The 18684-nt window shown below is 26.6% G+C and carries 18 protein-coding genes; all 18 read left to right on the top strand.

The annotated features are described in order from the left end of the window. Positions 1 to 2: 2 nt before the first annotated feature. The 18 genes from B2741_RS01125 to B2741_RS01040 all read left to right on the top strand — a co-directional run bounded on the left by B2741_RS01125 (position 3) and on the right by B2741_RS01040 (position 18679). Positions 3 to 125 carry a hypothetical protein gene (locus B2741_RS01125; RefSeq protein WP_291134645.1) on the top strand — a complete coding sequence of 41 codons (123 nt, stop codon included), beginning with the start codon at positions 3 to 5 and terminating at the stop codon, positions 123 to 125. 1 nt (position 126) lies between these two features. After that, positions 127 to 1038, top strand: a complete 912-nt coding sequence (locus tag B2741_RS01120) for a hypothetical protein (protein WP_291134642.1) — start codon at positions 127 to 129, stop codon at positions 1036 to 1038. Between the two features lie 89 nt (positions 1039 to 1127). Next, positions 1128 to 2216, top strand: coding sequence for a DUF4238 domain-containing protein (locus B2741_RS01115; protein ID WP_291134640.1), 1089 nt, complete (start codon positions 1128 to 1130; stop codon positions 2214 to 2216). A gap of 419 nt (positions 2217 to 2635) precedes the next feature. Then, positions 2636 to 3397, top strand: a complete 762-nt coding sequence (locus B2741_RS01110; protein WP_291134638.1) for a hypothetical protein — start codon at positions 2636 to 2638, stop codon at positions 3395 to 3397. Continuing rightward, positions 3394 to 3897 carry a hypothetical protein gene (locus tag B2741_RS01105; RefSeq protein ID WP_291134636.1) on the top strand — a complete coding sequence of 168 codons (504 nt, stop codon included), beginning with the start codon at positions 3394 to 3396 and terminating at the stop codon, positions 3895 to 3897. Before B2741_RS01110 ends, B2741_RS01105 begins: the two co-directional genes overlap by 4 nt. A 712-nt stretch (positions 3898 to 4609) precedes the next feature. Further along, positions 4610 to 4948: a plasmid mobilization protein gene (locus B2741_RS01100; RefSeq protein WP_291134634.1), complete on the top strand. Its 339-nt coding sequence runs from the start codon at positions 4610 to 4612 to the stop codon at positions 4946 to 4948. Positions 4949 to 4989: 41 nt separating this feature from the next. Continuing rightward, positions 4990 to 5898, top strand: a complete 909-nt coding sequence (locus tag B2741_RS01095) for a relaxase/mobilization nuclease domain-containing protein (RefSeq protein ID WP_291134632.1) — start codon at positions 4990 to 4992, stop codon at positions 5896 to 5898. A gap of 3 nt (positions 5899 to 5901) precedes the next feature. Next, positions 5902 to 6087, top strand: a complete 186-nt coding sequence (locus B2741_RS01090; RefSeq protein WP_291134630.1) for a hypothetical protein — start codon at positions 5902 to 5904, stop codon at positions 6085 to 6087. 251 nt (positions 6088 to 6338) lie between these two features. Beyond that, complete coding sequence (locus B2741_RS01085; protein WP_291134628.1) at positions 6339 to 6869, top strand: hypothetical protein; 531 nt, start codon at positions 6339 to 6341, stop codon at positions 6867 to 6869. A 10-nt stretch (positions 6870 to 6879) separates the two neighbouring features. Beyond that, entirely contained in the window at positions 6880 to 7293 is a 414-nt protein-coding gene (locus tag B2741_RS01080; protein ID WP_291134622.1) for a hypothetical protein, read from the top strand. A gap of 152 nt (positions 7294 to 7445) precedes the next feature. Next, complete coding sequence (locus B2741_RS01075) at positions 7446 to 8303, top strand: type IV toxin-antitoxin system AbiEi family antitoxin domain-containing protein (RefSeq protein ID WP_291134620.1); 858 nt, start codon at positions 7446 to 7448, stop codon at positions 8301 to 8303. After that, a complete protein-coding gene (locus B2741_RS01070; RefSeq protein ID WP_291134618.1) occupies positions 8300 to 9094 on the top strand; it encodes a nucleotidyl transferase AbiEii/AbiGii toxin family protein in 795 nt (264 codons plus the stop codon). The genes B2741_RS01075 and B2741_RS01070 overlap by 4 nt, the downstream gene beginning before the upstream one ends. Positions 9095 to 9145: 51 nt before the next feature. Then, positions 9146 to 10948 carry a type I restriction-modification system subunit M gene (locus B2741_RS01065; protein ID WP_291134616.1) on the top strand — a complete coding sequence of 601 codons (1803 nt, stop codon included), beginning with the start codon at positions 9146 to 9148 and terminating at the stop codon, positions 10946 to 10948. Positions 10949 to 10950: 2 nt separating this feature from the next. Beyond that, entirely contained in the window at positions 10951 to 12129 is a 1179-nt protein-coding gene (locus tag B2741_RS01060) for a hypothetical protein (protein ID WP_291134614.1), read from the top strand. Positions 12130 to 12137: 8 nt separating this feature from the next. Next, on the top strand, positions 12138 to 14540 hold the full coding sequence (locus tag B2741_RS01055; RefSeq protein WP_291134612.1) for a hypothetical protein: 2403 nt from the start codon (positions 12138 to 12140) through the stop codon (positions 14538 to 14540). Then, positions 14533 to 15780 carry a restriction endonuclease subunit S gene (locus tag B2741_RS01050; protein ID WP_291134610.1) on the top strand — a complete coding sequence of 416 codons (1248 nt, stop codon included), beginning with the start codon at positions 14533 to 14535 and terminating at the stop codon, positions 15778 to 15780. Before B2741_RS01055 ends, B2741_RS01050 begins: the two co-directional genes overlap by 8 nt. Before the next feature lie 5 nt (positions 15781 to 15785). After that, entirely contained in the window at positions 15786 to 16796 is a 1011-nt protein-coding gene (locus B2741_RS01045; protein ID WP_291134608.1) for a hypothetical protein, read from the top strand. Next, complete coding sequence (locus B2741_RS01040; RefSeq protein ID WP_291134606.1) at positions 16793 to 18679, top strand: SIR2 family protein; 1887 nt, start codon at positions 16793 to 16795, stop codon at positions 18677 to 18679. Before B2741_RS01045 ends, B2741_RS01040 begins: the two co-directional genes overlap by 4 nt. Positions 18680 to 18684: the final 5 nt, after the last annotated feature.

The raw sequence follows: 18684 nt of genomic DNA, 5'->3' as shown, positions 1-18684 counted from the left end.
GTATGACAACGACAGAAATAGTTTTGTTTTCAACATGTATTGGTGCAAGTGCTGCAATTCTATCTCAATTTGTTGCAAATGCGTTAAAAGACAAAAGTGAAAATAGAAAAGTAAAAATTGGATAAAATGAGTGAACTTAAAATTGAATGGGAAATTTTTAAAAATCAAATGAATTCATTTGGAAATAAAGGGGAAGAACTAAGTAAAATATCTACGAGAAGTATTGAGGAAACTAATAATTTTGTAACAGAATATAAAGAGTGGAGAGATAAAGTTGTTAATTTTTTGATTTCCTCACTTGATAGTACAAATTCTTATGTGCAGAGCTTCAGAATTGCTAATTCGAATAAATATAATTTACATGGAAATCAAACATCTTTTGATAATTTTGCTCGAGAACAAAAACAAGATTTAAAAAATGATTTGTTATATATTCAATATATAACAAAACTTCTTAGTGTATCAGATTTAATTATCAAACCAAATCAAATTGATTTGTCAATAAGAGAAAAATATACATCAGAAGATATTTTGGAATTAATCCTTGATAAACTTTATGAATTGTATGATAATAATATATATCCAATATTACCGATATTAGAGGGTAATGGAATTATTTTAAAAAAACAACGTGAAGAATTTGAATATGTTAAGCTTCTTGAAAATTTCGGATATATTATAAGCAATAATATTGCTCGTCAAGCCGATGCTCAATTAACTGTTAATGGTAAAATATACGTTGAAAATAAACTAAAGCAGTCAAAACCAAATTATGAATCAATTTGTGATGATAAAGAAATTATTAACTCAAAGATTGATGATCTTATGGGAAAGTTAGAAAAATTAGGTTTTGGGCAAGAAATAATATATAACGAATTGGAGGAATTAAAAGAATTGTACATTCATCTGAATAAGAAAAATTGGGGCGAACTAGTTAAAGGGAAAATAATAGATTTGGGTTTACAACAAATAATAAACGAGGATATTATGAAGATAATATATAATTCGATAACAAACGATGTATTAAGAATTCCATAATGTTTACAAATAATATCTGTGCTATTAATCTTTTTTAGAATAAATTTTATTGAATTCAAAACAATTGATCAAGAATATTATATTTTATTATGAAGCAACATTTTGTCCCTAAAGTATATTTAAAGCGATTTGCGGTTAAAAATAAAAATGAGTATATAGTTGAAGTGTATGATAAAAAAGAAGAAAAGTTTTTTAAAGTTAATACAGAAAATATTCTATCTGTAACAAATTTATATACTCTTGATCCTTCAAATAATAAGTCAAATAATCCATTGATTGTTGAAAAGATTTATTCAGATTTTATTGAACCTCTGTATGAAAAATCAATAAAAATTCTGTTAGACGATTCAAGAACTTATATTAGTAATTTAGAGAGAGCTGAAATACTAATCAGTATATTGCATCTCTATCATCGTAATCCTAATAATTTTAAAAAACTTATCAATGCTCATATTGAAATTATAAATACAATGTATTTAAATTCAATAAATGAAAATAAATTAGAATTCAGTTATCTTGATGAAACGTATAAAACGGAAAATTTTAATATTGATGAAATTAAAGAAAAAATTGAATTGAAAATAAATAAAATTTTCAAAGAAAATCATATAGATTTAACTGCAAAATTTGGAGAAATACATGAGTTTACAGCTATGGAAGTTTTTAAGTGTGAAACTCAAGGAAATTTTTTTACAAATGATAATCCAATCCATTTTCAAGATTTTCTTAACACAGAGGCGAACAATCCATTTCTTATTTCAGCAGAATTCACAATACCATTAACAAAAAAATATTTTCTAAAATTATCTCATGATAACACTAAAAAAGTAAATTATATTTATCGTTACAAAATTTCAGATTTTCATGTCAATTTAATAAATGATCAAACTTGTAAAACTGCGTCAAGATTTGTTATATGCAATAAGAACGATTTTATAGTTTTTTTAGAAGACAAAAAAATAATTGATGATATTTCGATTCATAGAAAAATGGATTTACTAAAACAAGTGATAGAACATTGTGAAAAATCTAATCTAAAAGACGAATATTACAAATTAATTAAATATTATTATATAAAGTATTTAGAACAAAATAATCATCTGGATAAAATTGATGAATATAACTTGATGATGAGAATGAAAGAATTGAATAAACAAAAAAAGGCAAGCTTAATATAATAGCTACCAATAAAAAATATTTACTTGTTTATTGCAATAGGATTCTTGAGACCAAACCATTTAGACTATTTCATTTTTGTTGTGAAGATTTATCTTGATACACGTTACTACAATTTCTTCAGATATTCTATTTTTTGTTTTAAAAATTAATTATTTAAAGCAAGTTAAACCGATATTTAAAAAATTATTAAGCTTAGATAATTCATTATTAAATATTCTATGTAAAAGCAAATATATTTTGTAATTCAAAATTAGCCTATCCTTTTTAATTAAAAATATCTAAAATATCTATATCGCTATTCAAATTATAGAATAACTTTATAAAATAATTATTTTTTTAACCATTTTATTAAATATTTTTTAAGATTATATCTTAATTATGTATAATTGCAGAGAATAATTTAACAAAATTAAAAATCATGGTTTATAATGTTTTAAAGACTAATGAATTTGTACATATCAATTTTCAAGATATTGGTAGAAAATATCAAGCTAATTATAATGAAAATGATAAAGTTTTATTTACCGATAACGAACTCAAATCAATTTTATCACTAATTTTTGCATACCAACTTCACTTAACTGAATTAGAAAAGCAAAGTAAGGAGGATAGATTAAAATTTTTAAGTGAACAAAATTACTATTTTAACATTTCAAAAGACTTTGGCAGATTGTTATTAGAAAATTTAGAAGACTGTAAATTTGAATGGTTTAATGAACTTAAAAGACAATCATTTAGGCTAGAAATAGTTGGAAGTGATAAAAACTTGAATGAGTTTGTTGAGGAAGCTTTAATAGATCAAATGAATATAAGACAATGGGAATATGGGAAATACTTTTTTAAATCCTATTCAAATATTTTAGATTCTTCTCTATCAAATAAAAAGATCAAAGGAAATCAAAGTAATCAAAATTCAGCAAAATTTTGGGACAACTTGTATGACAAAATGGTTAATATCAAAGAACCTATTGAAAATTATGAAGCTGTTCTATTGGGGTTTTACGTCAAAAGCAGAATAGAAAAACAAGATTTAAATATGCAAAATTATTCCTTATTGGGAAGTATTTCATGTCAAAAGTTGTTCTATTTATTCAAAAGAGAACAAAATTTAAAACAAGCTCTTAATGAATTATTATCACTAGATCAAAAATTAAAAATCAATAAAGGTAGAAAACCATGATAAAAACAAATCTTAAGTTAGTTTTTGACGTATTAAAACGAACAGATATAAGTATTGAACAAATTTATGTTGAAGGTGAATTATTTACTGTAGAGCAATTGAAAAAATTGCATGAATGGGTTGATAAAAACAAAGAACTTTACATCAATATTCTAATTAAATATAAATATTTTACATCACGAAGAATTGCTTTAATTGTACTTTTAGAAGAGGATTTCTTTGATAAAAATAATTATGATTTTGAAGATTTAACTAAATATGAAAGAAAAGCATCTATTCGATTTGAAGTTACAAACAAGAACAAAAAAGATTTAGATACACCTGAAAAAGTACATCCTAAAAACCCATGTCTGTATTATGAAAATTTTGAATCAAATCAAAGTAAAAGACAATATAGAGAGGCTCTAAAAAAACTTTTAGAAACTCCTTTTCATTTTTTTGAAAAAGAAGAGGCTATAAAATCACTTTCAAATACGTTTGAAGATTTACAAAATTGTTGATTTTTTCTAACCAAATTATTAACGAATTATAGTCTAAATCTCAATAAATTTTTAAAGTATTTTAGATAAAATTCAGTGCCTTTTTAATATTTACATGGGTATCTATTAAAGTTTTTCTTTAAAAATCTATTTTAAATAATTTAACTAACTTAATTTTTTTAGTTCTCTATCAAATAAAATTCAAAGCAGGGTGTGGGGTGCAACCCTGCCAAGCCATTCGACCAAAGGGAGGTTTTTGCTATCAAAAACATGGCTTGCTTCATGACAACTTATAATTTATTAAAAGTGATGGTAACTAGGAAATATTTAATTATAAAAGAATTTAGTAAAAAAATATAGTAATACAAAAGTGTAATAATACAAAAGTATAATAATACAAAAGTATAATAATACAAAAGTATAATAATACAAAAGTATAATAATACAAAAGTATATATGTATTTATATACAAATATATTTATATATATAAATACAAAAATACATTATTGTATTTTTACCCTGAATAAGTTAAGAGGATTAATTGTTAAAATAAGTTGGAGACAACGTTTAACAAAATATCATTTAATATTTACTTTTAGCCGTAATGTTTTTTTGAATACGGTTAACCGTATTTGTCATTTTTTACCCATTTAAATTTGTCCTGTTGAACGAGTTTAAGTGGGTTTTTATTTTGAATTTGACCCAATAATTTTTCAAATTAAAAAGAGAAAGTATGGCACGACCAAAAAAGAAGTTAGATGAAATTAAGTTGTTACAAATCAATCTAAGAGTTACTTTAAATGAGCAAGTTCAATTAGAGGAAATTGCTAAAACATATGGTTTAAATGTAGTCGAGTTTGTTAGACGAAGAGCTTTACAAAAACAATTACCAAAATTTACTATGCCAGGTTTACAAAGAGATTTGCTTATTGAACTTTCTCGAATAGGAAATAATATTAATCAAATGTCGAAAAAAGCAAATCAAGGAAATCCTAATTTAAAAGGATTGGAAAGTGAATTATTGAATTTACACAAACAGTTAAACGAAATTAAAAATCAAATATTGAACTAGATGGTTGGTAAGCAAGTCAAGGGAAAAGATTTTTTTTTGTTTTGAAATATAATCAAAACAAAGTAGATAAAGGAGAAGCTATTGTTTTAGATACCAATCTTTCATCTGAATCTGTGATTAAACAAACTAAAGAATTCAATATAGTAAGACAGCAAAAACCGAATCTTTCAAAAGCGGTTTATCATGTGAGTTTGAACTTACCCTATGAAGACGCAAATAAATTATCTGATGAGAAATTCGCAAACCTAGCAATAGATTATTTGGAAGGTATGGGATTTAATGAAAATCAATACATAGTCTACAAACATTTTGATGTAGAACATTCGCATATTCATATAGTGGCAAATCGAGTTAATTTTTCTGGTAATGTTGTAAGCGATTCACAAGATTATAAAAGAAGTGAAGCATTGATTAGAAAGTTAGAGGAGAAATACAATTTATCAGAATTAATCCGAAAACAAGAATCAAATGTACTTTCTAAAGGTGAAATAGAAAAATGTTTGCGAACAGGAGATGTTCCAGAACGTTTAGAATTACAAAATATTTTAATAGAAATTCTAAATCAAAATTTGTTGATGAAAGACTTTACTGAAAAACTTAGGTTAAAAGGAGTTAATGTCAAAATCAATCAAAGTTTAACAACAGGATTTATTTCAGGAATATCATTTGAATACAAAGGGACTTTTTACAAAGGAAGTAAAATACATAAAAACTTTTCGTGGAATAATATCAAGACTAAAATAATAAAAGATGAACAAAACAGAAACCATTCTATTATTCCAGAAGATAATGTTGGAATTAGAGCAACTAAAACAAAAGCAGTTGGAGATGAAAAACTTGTTAGCGAAGTCCCACGAAATCATAACAGAGAATCAAATAAAAATATCAAAAAAAATCGACCAACTAACGAAGAAATAAAAAATCAACGAAGATTTAAATTTAAAAGATAATCAATGAAAGCTGAGACTGCATATAGCGTAATACAAGCCCTTCCAGAAACGGAAGTAGCTCGCTTGTATAAAATGCTGGGTGTGCAGTCTCCTACTTTATCTAATAAAAATAATTCTAAAAAGAAACCGCTTATTTCTGATGCAGAGGCTACTGAATATTTACTTAGAAAGTTAAAAAGACACCCTTAGAAAATAAACTTTAATTTTAATAAAACAATAATTTTATTTGGAAATAAAAATTTAATTTTACAACAATTAAAATAATATTAATCGCGTAAGCTATTAATTTGGCCAAAGAAAACTCGGAATCTTCTTAAAAAACCAAAATTAATAGACTTACGCCTGTGCATGATACTTGCGTGGGCGTGGTCTTCTGGTTTTTGGGTATCCGAGTACCTCTTTGGCTGTTGATTATTGTCTCACGCATTTTTTTAGCACCAATGAAAGAAAACAAATCATCAGCAACACTTGAGCACCAAGTACTCCTGCCTTTATTTAATTTATTATTATTTGATAAACATGACTCACCAGACTTTAATTCTGATCATGAAGTATTATCAAATAATTTTGTTGAAGCTTTTAAAACAGATAATCCAACTGAAATAGAGGAAAACTTCTTTACAAAAAGAATTTATTTTTATTTAAAAGAATTATCTACTAAAGAGAGAGAAAATGTATTTAATATACTTTTTAATAACGATGTTTACATTAGCACTTTGACTATCGGTAATTTGTTTTCAAATAAATTGTCACCAGATGAGAAAAACACAATATCAACGCAAAATAAAATTTTAGCTGATTTGTTGAATTACAAAGAGGAAGCTAAAATAAGTAAAAATATACTCTTATTTTTCTCTTTACAATTTGTGTCTATTTTTGAATATAAATTTTCTGATTCTAAAATCATTACCAAATTTGAATATTATGACATAATTGATAAATTAGGAAGTTTCCAAAAACTAAATTCTTAAAAATACTTATATGGAAAGAGAAAATAAAGATGTGCTAAATTGGTTTATAAACTATAGACCGGATTTAAAAGTAGATGAAAATTTTGTTGAAGATTTGCATAATGAATTTCTTCAAGCCAATAATAAATTATCATTGGATGAAATTACTTTTTATGGATTTGTTATTTCAAATTATAAATCTGAAATCATAAACTTCATTTATAAGGCTTTAGAAGAAAATTGGTCAGAAATATATGAAAATTGGGAAACTAAAAACACAATATCCTTTCACATTAAAAACTTAAAGGAACTAATTGATTCCAAAGACCCCACTGAAAATCAAGAAGAATATCCTCATTTAGAGTTTGATGAAGTAAATATTAGAGAAATTTATTTGAATTTAATTGGTGATTATATTCAAAAATTGAAAACCTTGAAGAATTAATTTTTCAAGGTTTTTTTAGTTTCTATTTATATCTATTTCTAAAAGTTTTGATATACTTTTTAAAATAATGTATCTGATATCAAAGACAGAATAAACTATTTAGTTTATTTTTTTAATGATAAATAAACTAGATAGTTTATAATATATTATATTTGCGTAACACTACACATTGTGTAGTAAATAGCAAATATAATATACAAGTGAAAACAGGAGGTCAAACATATAATTATTTAGAAGAATATATAGATAGCGTTAGAGCTAAAGGTAGATATGCGTTTACATTGGAAGAACTCAAAGGTAAATTAGATGTAACAGATAAAGCAATTCTTCAAAATCTATACCGACTAAAAGTAAAAAATAAAATAGTTCAAATACGTAAAGGCTTTTATACAATACTTCCAGTCGAATATTCAAGATATGGTATAATTCCAAGTAATATGTATTTAGATGACATGATGCAATCACTAAATAGAAAATACTATTTAGGATTAATTTCAGCAGCTGCAATTCATGGTGCATCACATCAACAGTCTATGGAAACATTTGTAATAACAGAAAAGCCAGCATTAAGAGATATAAAAAACAAAAAACTAAAAATAAATTTTTTAGTAAAAAATGAATGGAACACAGAAGATATTAATCAAATAAAAACAGAAGCAGGATATATAAATGTTTCTTCTCCAGAATTAACAGCTTTAGATTTACTCTATTATGTAGATAAATTAGGAATGAATCGCGTTATAACTATATTAAAAGAATTAGTAGAAGTTATTAAACCAAATATATTGGCTAAAACGGCTAAAAACTATTCTCAAACAGCAACGGTACAACGATTAGGATATTTGTTAGAATACGAGCTTAAAAATGACAAACTAAGTCAAGCAATTTATGCAACTATAGCAGATAAAAAAGGGGCAAACATACCATTAATGCCAGGTAAGAATAAAAAAGGGAATACTAATACCAAATGGCGAATTATAAATAATATTAATATCGAAAGTGATTTATGATTCCAAAAAGATACATAGAAGAGTGGCGCGAGTTCGCTCCTTGGCCAGAAAACGGACAAGTAGAGCAAGACCTAATTATTGAGAGAGCAATTGTAGAAATATTTGCCGACCCTTTTCTAAATGAAAATCTTGCTTTTCGAGGTGGAACTGCATTACACAAACTATTTCTAAAGCCCCAAGCAAGATATTCAGAAGATATAGATTTAGTGCAAATAAAATCCGGACCAATAAAACCTATTTTAGTAAGAATAAGAGAAGTGTTGGCGCCATTTTTAGGTACAAAAAGAAAAATTGAATCCAGTATTCATAACAATACAGCAACCTATAAATTTGAAACAGAAATACCACCTATAATCCAAATGCGATTAAAAATCGAAATCAATTGCAGAGAACATTTTACAGTATTAGGATTACAACAAGTGCCATTTGAAGTAAATAATGGTTGGTTTTCAGGAAAATGTACGATTAACACTTATCAGGTAGAAGAATTATTAGGAACTAAACTAAGAGCATTATACCAAAGAAGAAAAGGAAGAGATTTATTCGATTTAGATATAGCACTAAAAAATCTTGAAATTAACACAGATAAGTTAATTCAATGCTATAAAGAATATATCAATTTCTCTGATGGAGTTAATCCAACTAGTAAAATGTTTCTCGCTAATATGGAAGAAAAAATGCAAGACGATGAATTTAGAAATGACATTTTTACCATCTTAAGACCTGAAGTAGAATATGATAATGATTTAGCTTATCAATATACCAATGATAGAATAATTAGTAAAATTTGAATCAATAAAAACTTTTTTACAGATAGTGTAAAGTTTTAATTAAATATATAAATGAAAAATTTCAAAGATAAAGCAGACTTAATATGGAAAGTTGCAGATTTACTCCGTGGTGATTATAAACAATCCGATTACGGAAAAGTAATATTGCCACTTACTGTAATACGAAGATTAGATTGTGTTTTAGAACCAACAAAAGATAAAGTGCTGGCTTATTTACCGAAAGTAGATTCGCTTAAAGAAAGTGCAAAAGATATTGCCTTAAACAAAGTAGCAGGTTTTAATTTTCACAACAAGAGTCAATTCAATTTTGACAAGCTAATTGCTGATTCAAACAATGTTGCGGTCAATTTAAGAAACTACATTAGTGGGTTTTCAACCAGTGCAAGAGAAATAATTGAGTATTTCACTTTTGATGATCAAATTGATAGAATGGATGACCCAAAAGCGGACATTTTATTTCGTGTACTAAAAAAATTCCAAGAAATAGATTTATCTGATATGGATTCTATGGAAATGGGATATGTTTTTGAAGAACTAATCCGAAAATTTGCAGAGCAATCCAACGAAACAGCAGGAGAACACTTTACACCTCGTGAAGTAATCAAACTAATGGTAAATCTATTATTTAATGAAGATAAAAGCATATTAACACAAGAAGGGATAGTAAAAACGCTATATGATCCAGCTTGTGGAACTGGTGGCATGCTTTCTATTGCAGAAACCTATCTAAATGATTTAAACCCAAAAGCAGAACTCAAAGTTTTTGGTCAAGAAATCAACCCAGAATCTTATGCAATTTGTAAATCGGATATGTTGATTAAAGGGCAAAATCCTTCCAATATTAAATTCGGAAATACATTTACTGTTGATGGTTTAGAATTCGACAAATTCGATTATATGCTATCCAATCCGCCTTTTGGTGTTGATTGGAAAAAAGCCGAAAAAATTATTAAAGCCGAAGCCGATAAAAAAGGAATGTCTGGTCGTTTTGGTGCAGGTTTACCGCGTATCAATGACGGTTCATTATTGTTCTTGCAACACATGATGTCTAAAATGAAACCCGACGGTACAAGAATAGCAGTTGTCTTTAATGGCTCACCTTTATTTACTGGTGCTGCTGAAAGTGGAGAAAGCAATATTCGCCGATGGATAATAGAAAACGACTGGCTTGAAGCTGTAATAGCTTTACCTGACCAATTATTCTATAACACAGGTATCTCAACCTATATTTGGATTGTAACGAATCATAAAAGCAAAACCAGAAAAGGTAAAATTCAATTAATCAATGCTACTGGAGTAAAAGACGAAGAGTTGCTAAAAGATGGAAAGTTAGAATTCAATCGATTCTGGAATAAAAAAGATAAAAGTCTAGGTAATAAACGTAAAGAAATTCCAGAAAATGGTACAACTAAAGGAATCGGTTTCATAACCCAATTGTATGGTAATTTTGAAGAAAACGAATTCAGTAAAATCTATCCGAACGAGTTTTTTGGTTATTGGAGAATTACAGTAGAACAACCATTAGTTGAAAATGGAAAAATAGTAACAGATCGTTCTGGCAATCCAAAGCCCGATTCAACTATTAGAGATTACGAGAACATTCCATTTTTGAAAAAGAATAGCGAAGGTAAATTAGTACAACAAACAATTAAAGAATATTTTAAAGCTGAAGTAAAACCTCATTTACCAAAAGCTTGGATTGATGAAAGCAAAACGAAAACAGGTTACGAAATCAACTTCACAAAATATTTCTACGAGTTCAAACCATTACGACCATTAGCTGAAATCAAAGCCAATATTATGGCATTAGAGGAAAAAACTGTTGAGGCTGAAAAAACTATTTTAACTAACTAATGATGAGCAAATCAATTAAAATTAAAAAATCTTTAAGCCTTGATGATATAGAAGAAATTCTAAAAGATATTAATGCAAATAAGACTATTGATCTCCAATTACCAATTTCAATTGATTATACGGGTTTTGGAATATTACCGAGCTTTTTTTTAGCTTTTTTTACTTGGGTAAGAAATAATAATGGGAAAATAATTTTGCCAATTAATGAAAATGACTTGAAGAAATTAGAAGATTTCGCAACTGATTATTACGGATATGTGATACTTTCCACTATTTGGAGAAATTTTGATATCGTTAATAAAAATAATGTAAATATTAAACTTAGTTTTAAAGATTTTACAGGTAAAATGCATCAGTACATAGACTCACTAACAATCAATTTACCAAATGAATCAATTTTAGTTCCTTCGTATGATCATTTTCCAAAAGAAAAAGGTTTAAGTCATTGGTTTTATTCTCATGATAATGAATTTTTCAACACTCCTTCAGGTATAGAAAATTCAATTTATCACATATTATCACAAATAAATAAAAATTATAAACAGAGACTAAAAAGAAATATTAGTGACTCTTTTGATGATATAAATACTATTGTATGGGAATTACTTAAAAATACCGATGAACATGCTACAACAGATTATTTAGGGCAAATAAAATTATTGCCTAATACAAGAGGTTTATTCATGAAAATTCACAGAAGTTCAAAGAATAATTTTATTTCAAATACAAAACACGAGGGTTTAAAAGAGTACTATATAGATGCCTTAGATGATGATGAGTTTTCATTTTTTCTAGAGATTTCCGTTTTTGATAGTGGGCCAGGTTTAATTAAAAGATTCTTAGGTAAAGAATGGAGTGATGATAGAGCAATAGAAAAAAACGTTGATACAATTAAAAACTGTTTGTTTAAAGGTCAATCTTCTGTTAAATCGAATGAAGGAGTAAATAAAGGTTTTGGGTTAGATGAAGTTCTAAATCTTTTGGATAAAAAAAGAGGTTTTTTAAAAATAAGAACTGGAAATGTTTCAGTGTATAAAAATCTTATTAAATCAAAATATAAAAAATTTGATAATCCAAGTGAAATTGAGCTTTTTGATTGGCAATCATTATCTAATGAAAACTATACAAAAATGCCTACATCAGAGGGCAGTCTTGTAACATTAGCAATTCCTTTAAATTAAATTTCAACATGAAACAATGTTATATCTATAATTACTTTAAAAAGGTAAACACAAAAACACAAGAGATTCAAAATCATCAAGTTATTTTTTTTTCGTATAAAAATATCTTAGCTAATTTTTCTGATTTAAAAATTCAGTTAAGAGATTATTTTCATGAAAATACACTTCCTAATAAATTATATATCATTTGCTTTGAATTTAATAAGAAGGAAGTAAACGAAATATTTAAAAGTGATTCTGAACTTTACGATTATATACCAAAATTTGACCACAATATAAATGGTAATTCTCTGAATATAGTTTCAATTAATAAAAAAGGTGACTTAGAAAATATTGTAAATAAAATTGACTCTATCGATGAAATTAAATTTTTATACAATATAGGGTTAACAAAAATCTTTACAAAAAATGGTGGTTTAATTGTTTCCCAACCCTCAAATCATTTTGTTTTCCCTTCAGGCAAACATAGTGATAGATTTCTTAGAACAGGAAATGTACTATTATCTGGAAGTGAAATTAATTTTATTGCGTCAGCTCTAGTTTTACATTTCAAAAAAGAAAAAATTGAATCAATTTATTCAGACACCTCTTCAATTAATTCATTAGCTTATGCTTATATTAATTTATTAAAGGAATTAAATGATGATTTTAAAGAATCAGTTTTTGTAGAGAGTTTTGGTTCATATAAAATGTTTGAAAAACAGAAATTTAAAGCAAAAAGAAATTCTGTTTTTTTAATTTCATCATCTACTTCAGGAAGTATTCTTGATAGAATGGTTGAAGAAAATAAATCTAAAAATATAGATTTAAATGATATTGCAATATTATTTGGACTAACAATTAAAAATCATTACAAAAGTCATTTAATATGTGACCTTACTAAAAATGAAAATAATCCTCTTGGAATTGATCCTATTAAAAGCTTCAATAATAAAAAAGGTGAAAGTTGTGGATTTTGTGAAAAAGGATCTAAAGCTTTAAAGGTTGAAGGAGATGTTTTTTTATTAGAGAAACCAATTGTTAATAGTGTTCTTCTCAAGAAAACAGACCTTCCTATATTTATTCGAAATTTTTCTGAATTCTATAAAAAAGCTAATAAAGAAAGTGATTCAATTATTAGATGTTATCATAAAGAAAACGGATATAAAGATAAAAAATATGATATTTATATTGATGTACCATCTATCCTAAAAGAGTGGGATAATCGAACAGAAGATAATCATCCATACAAAAACATTTTCCTTAAACTTGAAAAACATATACTGCAAAATATTCCTGCATCACTAAAATATATTATTACATTACCAGATGAAGGTTCCAAGGAACTAGCTTCAGTAATTCAAAAAGTATTATCAGAACATCAAATACCGTTTGATAAAAAGAACATTATCGGTATTGATTCTAAAGAAATCAAAAATATTAATAAAAATCAAAAAGGGACAATTGCAGTTGTCAGTTCTAGTATTGTTTCAGGAAGAAATTTATTATATCTAAGTAGAGCATTAAGAGATTATGAGAAAACATATCAACGTATATTTTTTAATTTTATTAATAGGACTAATAAAAAAGAACAATTTGATTTTCTGCAATCTAATTTAGGACTAGGTGAATTTGGTGTCGATACGCATAAAATTTTCAATGTTGAAACGATTTTTTGTTCAAATGAATCACTTAAAACTACTTGGCATCATGAGTATAACAAAATGCTAGAGTTTCTTGACTTTGTTGAAACAAATAATCATTTAAAGGAGTTTTCAAAATATTGCGATTTTAGAGTAAATGAATTAGCTGAGTGTGGAAAACAAAAAGGTCTAAGTGATAATTTATTTTTTCCAACATTAAATGGCAAAACATTAAAAATCAGAAATGGTTTTGCATTTGCACCATTCAATACAGGAGTTTCTCATACAAATTTTATAGCAAGAGCAAAACAATCTGAAGTTTATTTCATTATTTCAAGCATACTAAATGAACTAAGAAACAAAGAAGTTTTTCATCAAAGTGAGTACGTTAGAAATATTTTAGATCCAGGTAATTTTATAAGATTTAATGATGGAATTATTCAAACTTGTTTATTAAGAGCTTCAAAATCAGAAGAATTAGATTACAGTTTGTCAGATGATGCTAGTCTACAGATGAAATCAATATTAGGTGATATGATTATTCATATCAATGACGACCATGCAGAGGCCTTAAATGAATTCTTCTATGCAATTGCGATAAGAAAACTAAAATTTATTCCCTTTGTTATTGAAGATTGCATTTCACTTTTAGAAGAACAAACTGACTACAACAAAAAAGATTCAATTTTGAAAGGATTAGTAGAATATATAAAAGAGAATATTCTTGAAAAAGAAAACAGTCAAGATAAATTTAAAAACCTTCCAAAACCAACTATTTTAAATGAGTAAAAAATACCCAAAATACAAACCCTCTAATATAGAATGGATTGGAGATATTCCAGAGCATTGGGAAATTAAAGTTTTAAAAAGACTTGCCAAAATTTGCAATGGTCAAGACCATAAAAAGGTATGGGATGCGAATGGTCAATTTCCCATTATTGGAACTGGCGGAACGTTTGGTTATACTGATAGTTATCTTCACCAAGGGCCTTCAGTAATTCTCGGAAGAAAAGGAACTATTGATAAACCGCAATATATGGAAGCACCATTTTGGTCAGTTGATACGGCTTATTATACAGAGATTTTTCCTTCAACCAATCCAAGATATTTTTATTATTTATGTACCACAATAAATTTTGAATTATATAAATATGGTTCCGCTGTTCCAAGCATGTCCCAAGAAGTATTAAATCAAATACCTTTTTCGGTAACAAATGCTCTCGAAGAACAAATCGCAATCGCCAATTATCTCGACAAAAAAACACAAGAAATTGACCAGCTTATTGAGGATAAAAAACAATTAATTCAATTGTTAGAGGAAGAAAAAACAACTATAATTAGCCAACTTATAACCAAAGGAATTGACTCTAATGCTGAAATGTGTGATTCTGGTATAGAATGGATTGGAGAAATACCAAAAAATTGGGTTACTAAAAAACTAAAATATGTTCTTTCGGATAAGCTAAAATATGGTGCGAACGAATCTGCTGATGAAGAAAATCGTGAACATCCAAGATATATAAGAATTACAGATTTTGGAAAAAATGGTAAATTAAAAAAAGATACTTTTAAATCATTGCCACCTGAAAAAGCAAATGAATATTTTTTAAAAGAAGGTGATATTTTATTTGCAAGAAGTGGAGCAACTGTTGGTAAAACTTTTCAATTTAAAAACTATAATGGAATTGCTTGTTTTGCAGGTTATTTAATTAAAGTGTCTCCAAATCCAGAATTGATTTTATCTGATTATTTATATCTTTTTACTAAAACAAGTAATTATAAGCAATGGAAGAATAGCATTTTTAATCAAGCTACAATTCAGAATATCGGAGCAGACAAATATGCATATTTAGACATAACTATTCCCAAAGTGGAAGAACAAAAAGTAATTATAGACCATATTCATAAAGAAAGTGATAGAATAGATTCTAAAATAAAGAAAACAAAAAAATTAATCGATTTACTAATTGAATACCGCTCTGCTTTAATAAGCGAAGTAGTAACAGGGAAAGTAAAAGTAATAGACTAAAGAATATGACTCTTTGTACAGCATACATAAGACAAGCAAACGAAACTGAAGAATTAGTTTTTGCAACAGATAGTTGTTTAACAGGTGGGGAAAAATGGAAACAAGGCATCAAGTTATTTGAATTACCTCGTAAAGATTGTTTGTTGTGTTTTGCAGGTACAACAAACAGAGCGTATCCATTAGTCTTAAATTTAACGTCATCAATACATTTAGATAAATTTCTTGAATCACCATCATCAAAATTAGAGGATGTATTATTATACATATCGGAGTTATTTTCAGACTTATTGAAGAGAATTATTTCTGAAATTGCTGGAGAAAATATTCATGAATTACGAAGCGGTGTAAAATTTTTATTTGGTGGTTGGGATTGGACAAAAGGTAGTTTTAGAGTTTGGAAATTGTATTATTCAGAGGAAATAGAAGGCTTTTTATTTGATGAGTTAACAAATGATGATACCAAAACTAAATTTTATACATTTCTTGGAGACCCAGAAGAAGAAATAGAAACAGAGGCAAAAGAAAGAATAAAAAAAATCTTTTTGGATGATGATACTTTTGATAGTAAGCTCGATATGGAGCCATTAAAAGTATTGCGAGATATGTCACTAGATAAAAGCATTAGAACAGTAGATGGAAGTTTACAAATAGCTAAAATTTACAAATCCAATAGGTCAGAATTTTTTGGAATTTACTGGGAATCAAGTAAAGGAAAACCTTGCTTTCAAGGAAGAGAATATAATGAAATAAATAAACCATTGGTACGCTATTTCAATCCTGATACGCTAGAATTACTTGAGTTAGACATACCAGAGAATTTAAGTATCATTAGTGAAGAAATTTATGGTGCAGATACAGATTTCATTTTTGAATGTTATCCAGATTTTGGACGATTAAAAAACGTAATTTCTGAAAAAGAAAAACACAAACTTAAATTGATATTCAAAGAAGTGGCATACAGGCAATTTTTAGAAAGTCAAAATAATATTGAAACAATTTATTATTTAAAAGAATGAGTAAACAAAGAATTTTTGAGATAATTAGAAAAGAAGAAGCTGCCTTATTTGTAGGTGCTGGAATGTCTTTGTATGCAGGTTACCCTTCTGGTGCAAAATTAGCAGAAATTTTATTTAACAATTTGACTAGTGATCTACAAGAACAAGTAGATTTTACAACCAATTTGCCAAAATTAGCTGAGGATATATATTATCTTAAAGGTGGAAATAAAAATTATTTAATTGAAAATCTTAAAAATGAATTTCAGAGAGAGCCTATTTCAACTGAAACACACCAACTTTTAGCAAAAATTCCTCAAATAAAAACTATCATAACTACCAATTATGATACACTTTTTGAAACAACTAATAAGAACATAGAAGTAATTCGTAAAAGTGCTGACTGTGCAACTGCCAATCAAAAAAAACAATGTTTATTTAAAATTCATGGCGATTTATCAGATACTTCAAATATCATCCTAACAAATTCTGATTACAATAATTATTTTATCAAAGATAGTGAAAGATCAATTTTCTGGAATGCTATTAAAACTAAGTTAGTTGAAAACCATATTATTTTTATTGGATATGCTTTAGAAGATAGTAATGTATTGACTACTATTGGTAAAATTCTAGATGAATTAGGTGACCACCGTAAGGAAATGTTTTTTGTGGCACCAAGTATTCAACCAGCTAAATTAAAATTTTTTCAACAAAAAGGAATTGAATATATTCAAGCTAAAGCAGAAGACTTATTCAAAGAAATTAATGAGGATTTAAAATTTAATTATCTCACTGGATTAAAAAAAGGGATTGGTAATGCAGATACTGCATTTGATTTTGCTAAAATTAACAACATTAATATTAGTTTAAGTAAATCAAAGGATTTATATATTATAGATAGAATATCTTCTCTAGATGGTATTGGGAAGAGCGAAGTAAAATTTAAAATTGAATCTGAAAGCGATAGTACAAAAAAAATAATAGATTCATTAAGAGGAAAAGACTTTGAAGATATAAGTTTAAGTGGTGATCTGTTAAAAGAATACAACCACTTTTTTAATGGAATTAGGATTAATAATCAAGAGAATATAACAAGTCTTTATATTAAAAAAGTTCCTTCAATTTTTGGTTTTTTTAACATTGTTTTTGAAGATGCATTTGAATTAGATAATTACTATTTAGAAATATTTATTGCAAACCCAAATGAAAATCAAGCCAAGATAAAAATCAAAGCAAATGATTTTGATATTTTAATCACAATAGATTTTGCGTCTAATACAACCAATCATAAATTTAACATTGAAATAAAGCCAAGCAAATTCATAAAATCAGTAAAAAACGGTCTGAATTTTTATAATATTTTATCCAGAATTACATCAAACAAAAAATTTAAATTGTTTAAAGAGAATAAATTATTTTACTCATATAGAGATAAAATAGTTTTTGATAAAGGTTCATTTGATGCTGATTTCTTGCTAGATTATTTTTATAAATTACGAAAAATAGAAAATTACTTCGAAGTTCAATTTAACAACATAAACCTAGATGATACAAGCGAAAAAAAATTGAGACATATTAACGCCTATATTGATAAAATTGTTTTACAAGAAGATTTTAATGGTTTGACTTTTAAAAATAAAAATAAGAAAGAGTATAATTTCTTAGTTAGTGGAGAACACAAAAATAAAGTTCTAGTTATAAGTGAAAAAAATAAACTAATTCACAATTTACATGGTATTGATTTTAATATAGGTTATTTACACAAATACATCCAGGATGCTTATATTGAAAATTTACAAGATTTGAAAGATAAAAAAACAAAAATATTTAATATGAAAAGTGAATCCAATACAATCTATTATCAATTCACTGACAGCAAAACAATGATTACGCAACAATAATTTAA

The organism is Flavobacterium sp. UBA7663, from assembly GCF_002483315.1.
Taxonomy (GTDB): Bacteria; Bacteroidota; Bacteroidia; order Flavobacteriales; family Flavobacteriaceae; genus Flavobacterium.
Note: the sequence above shows the minus strand (reverse complement) of the source record. Positions and strands in the feature narration are given on the sequence as shown.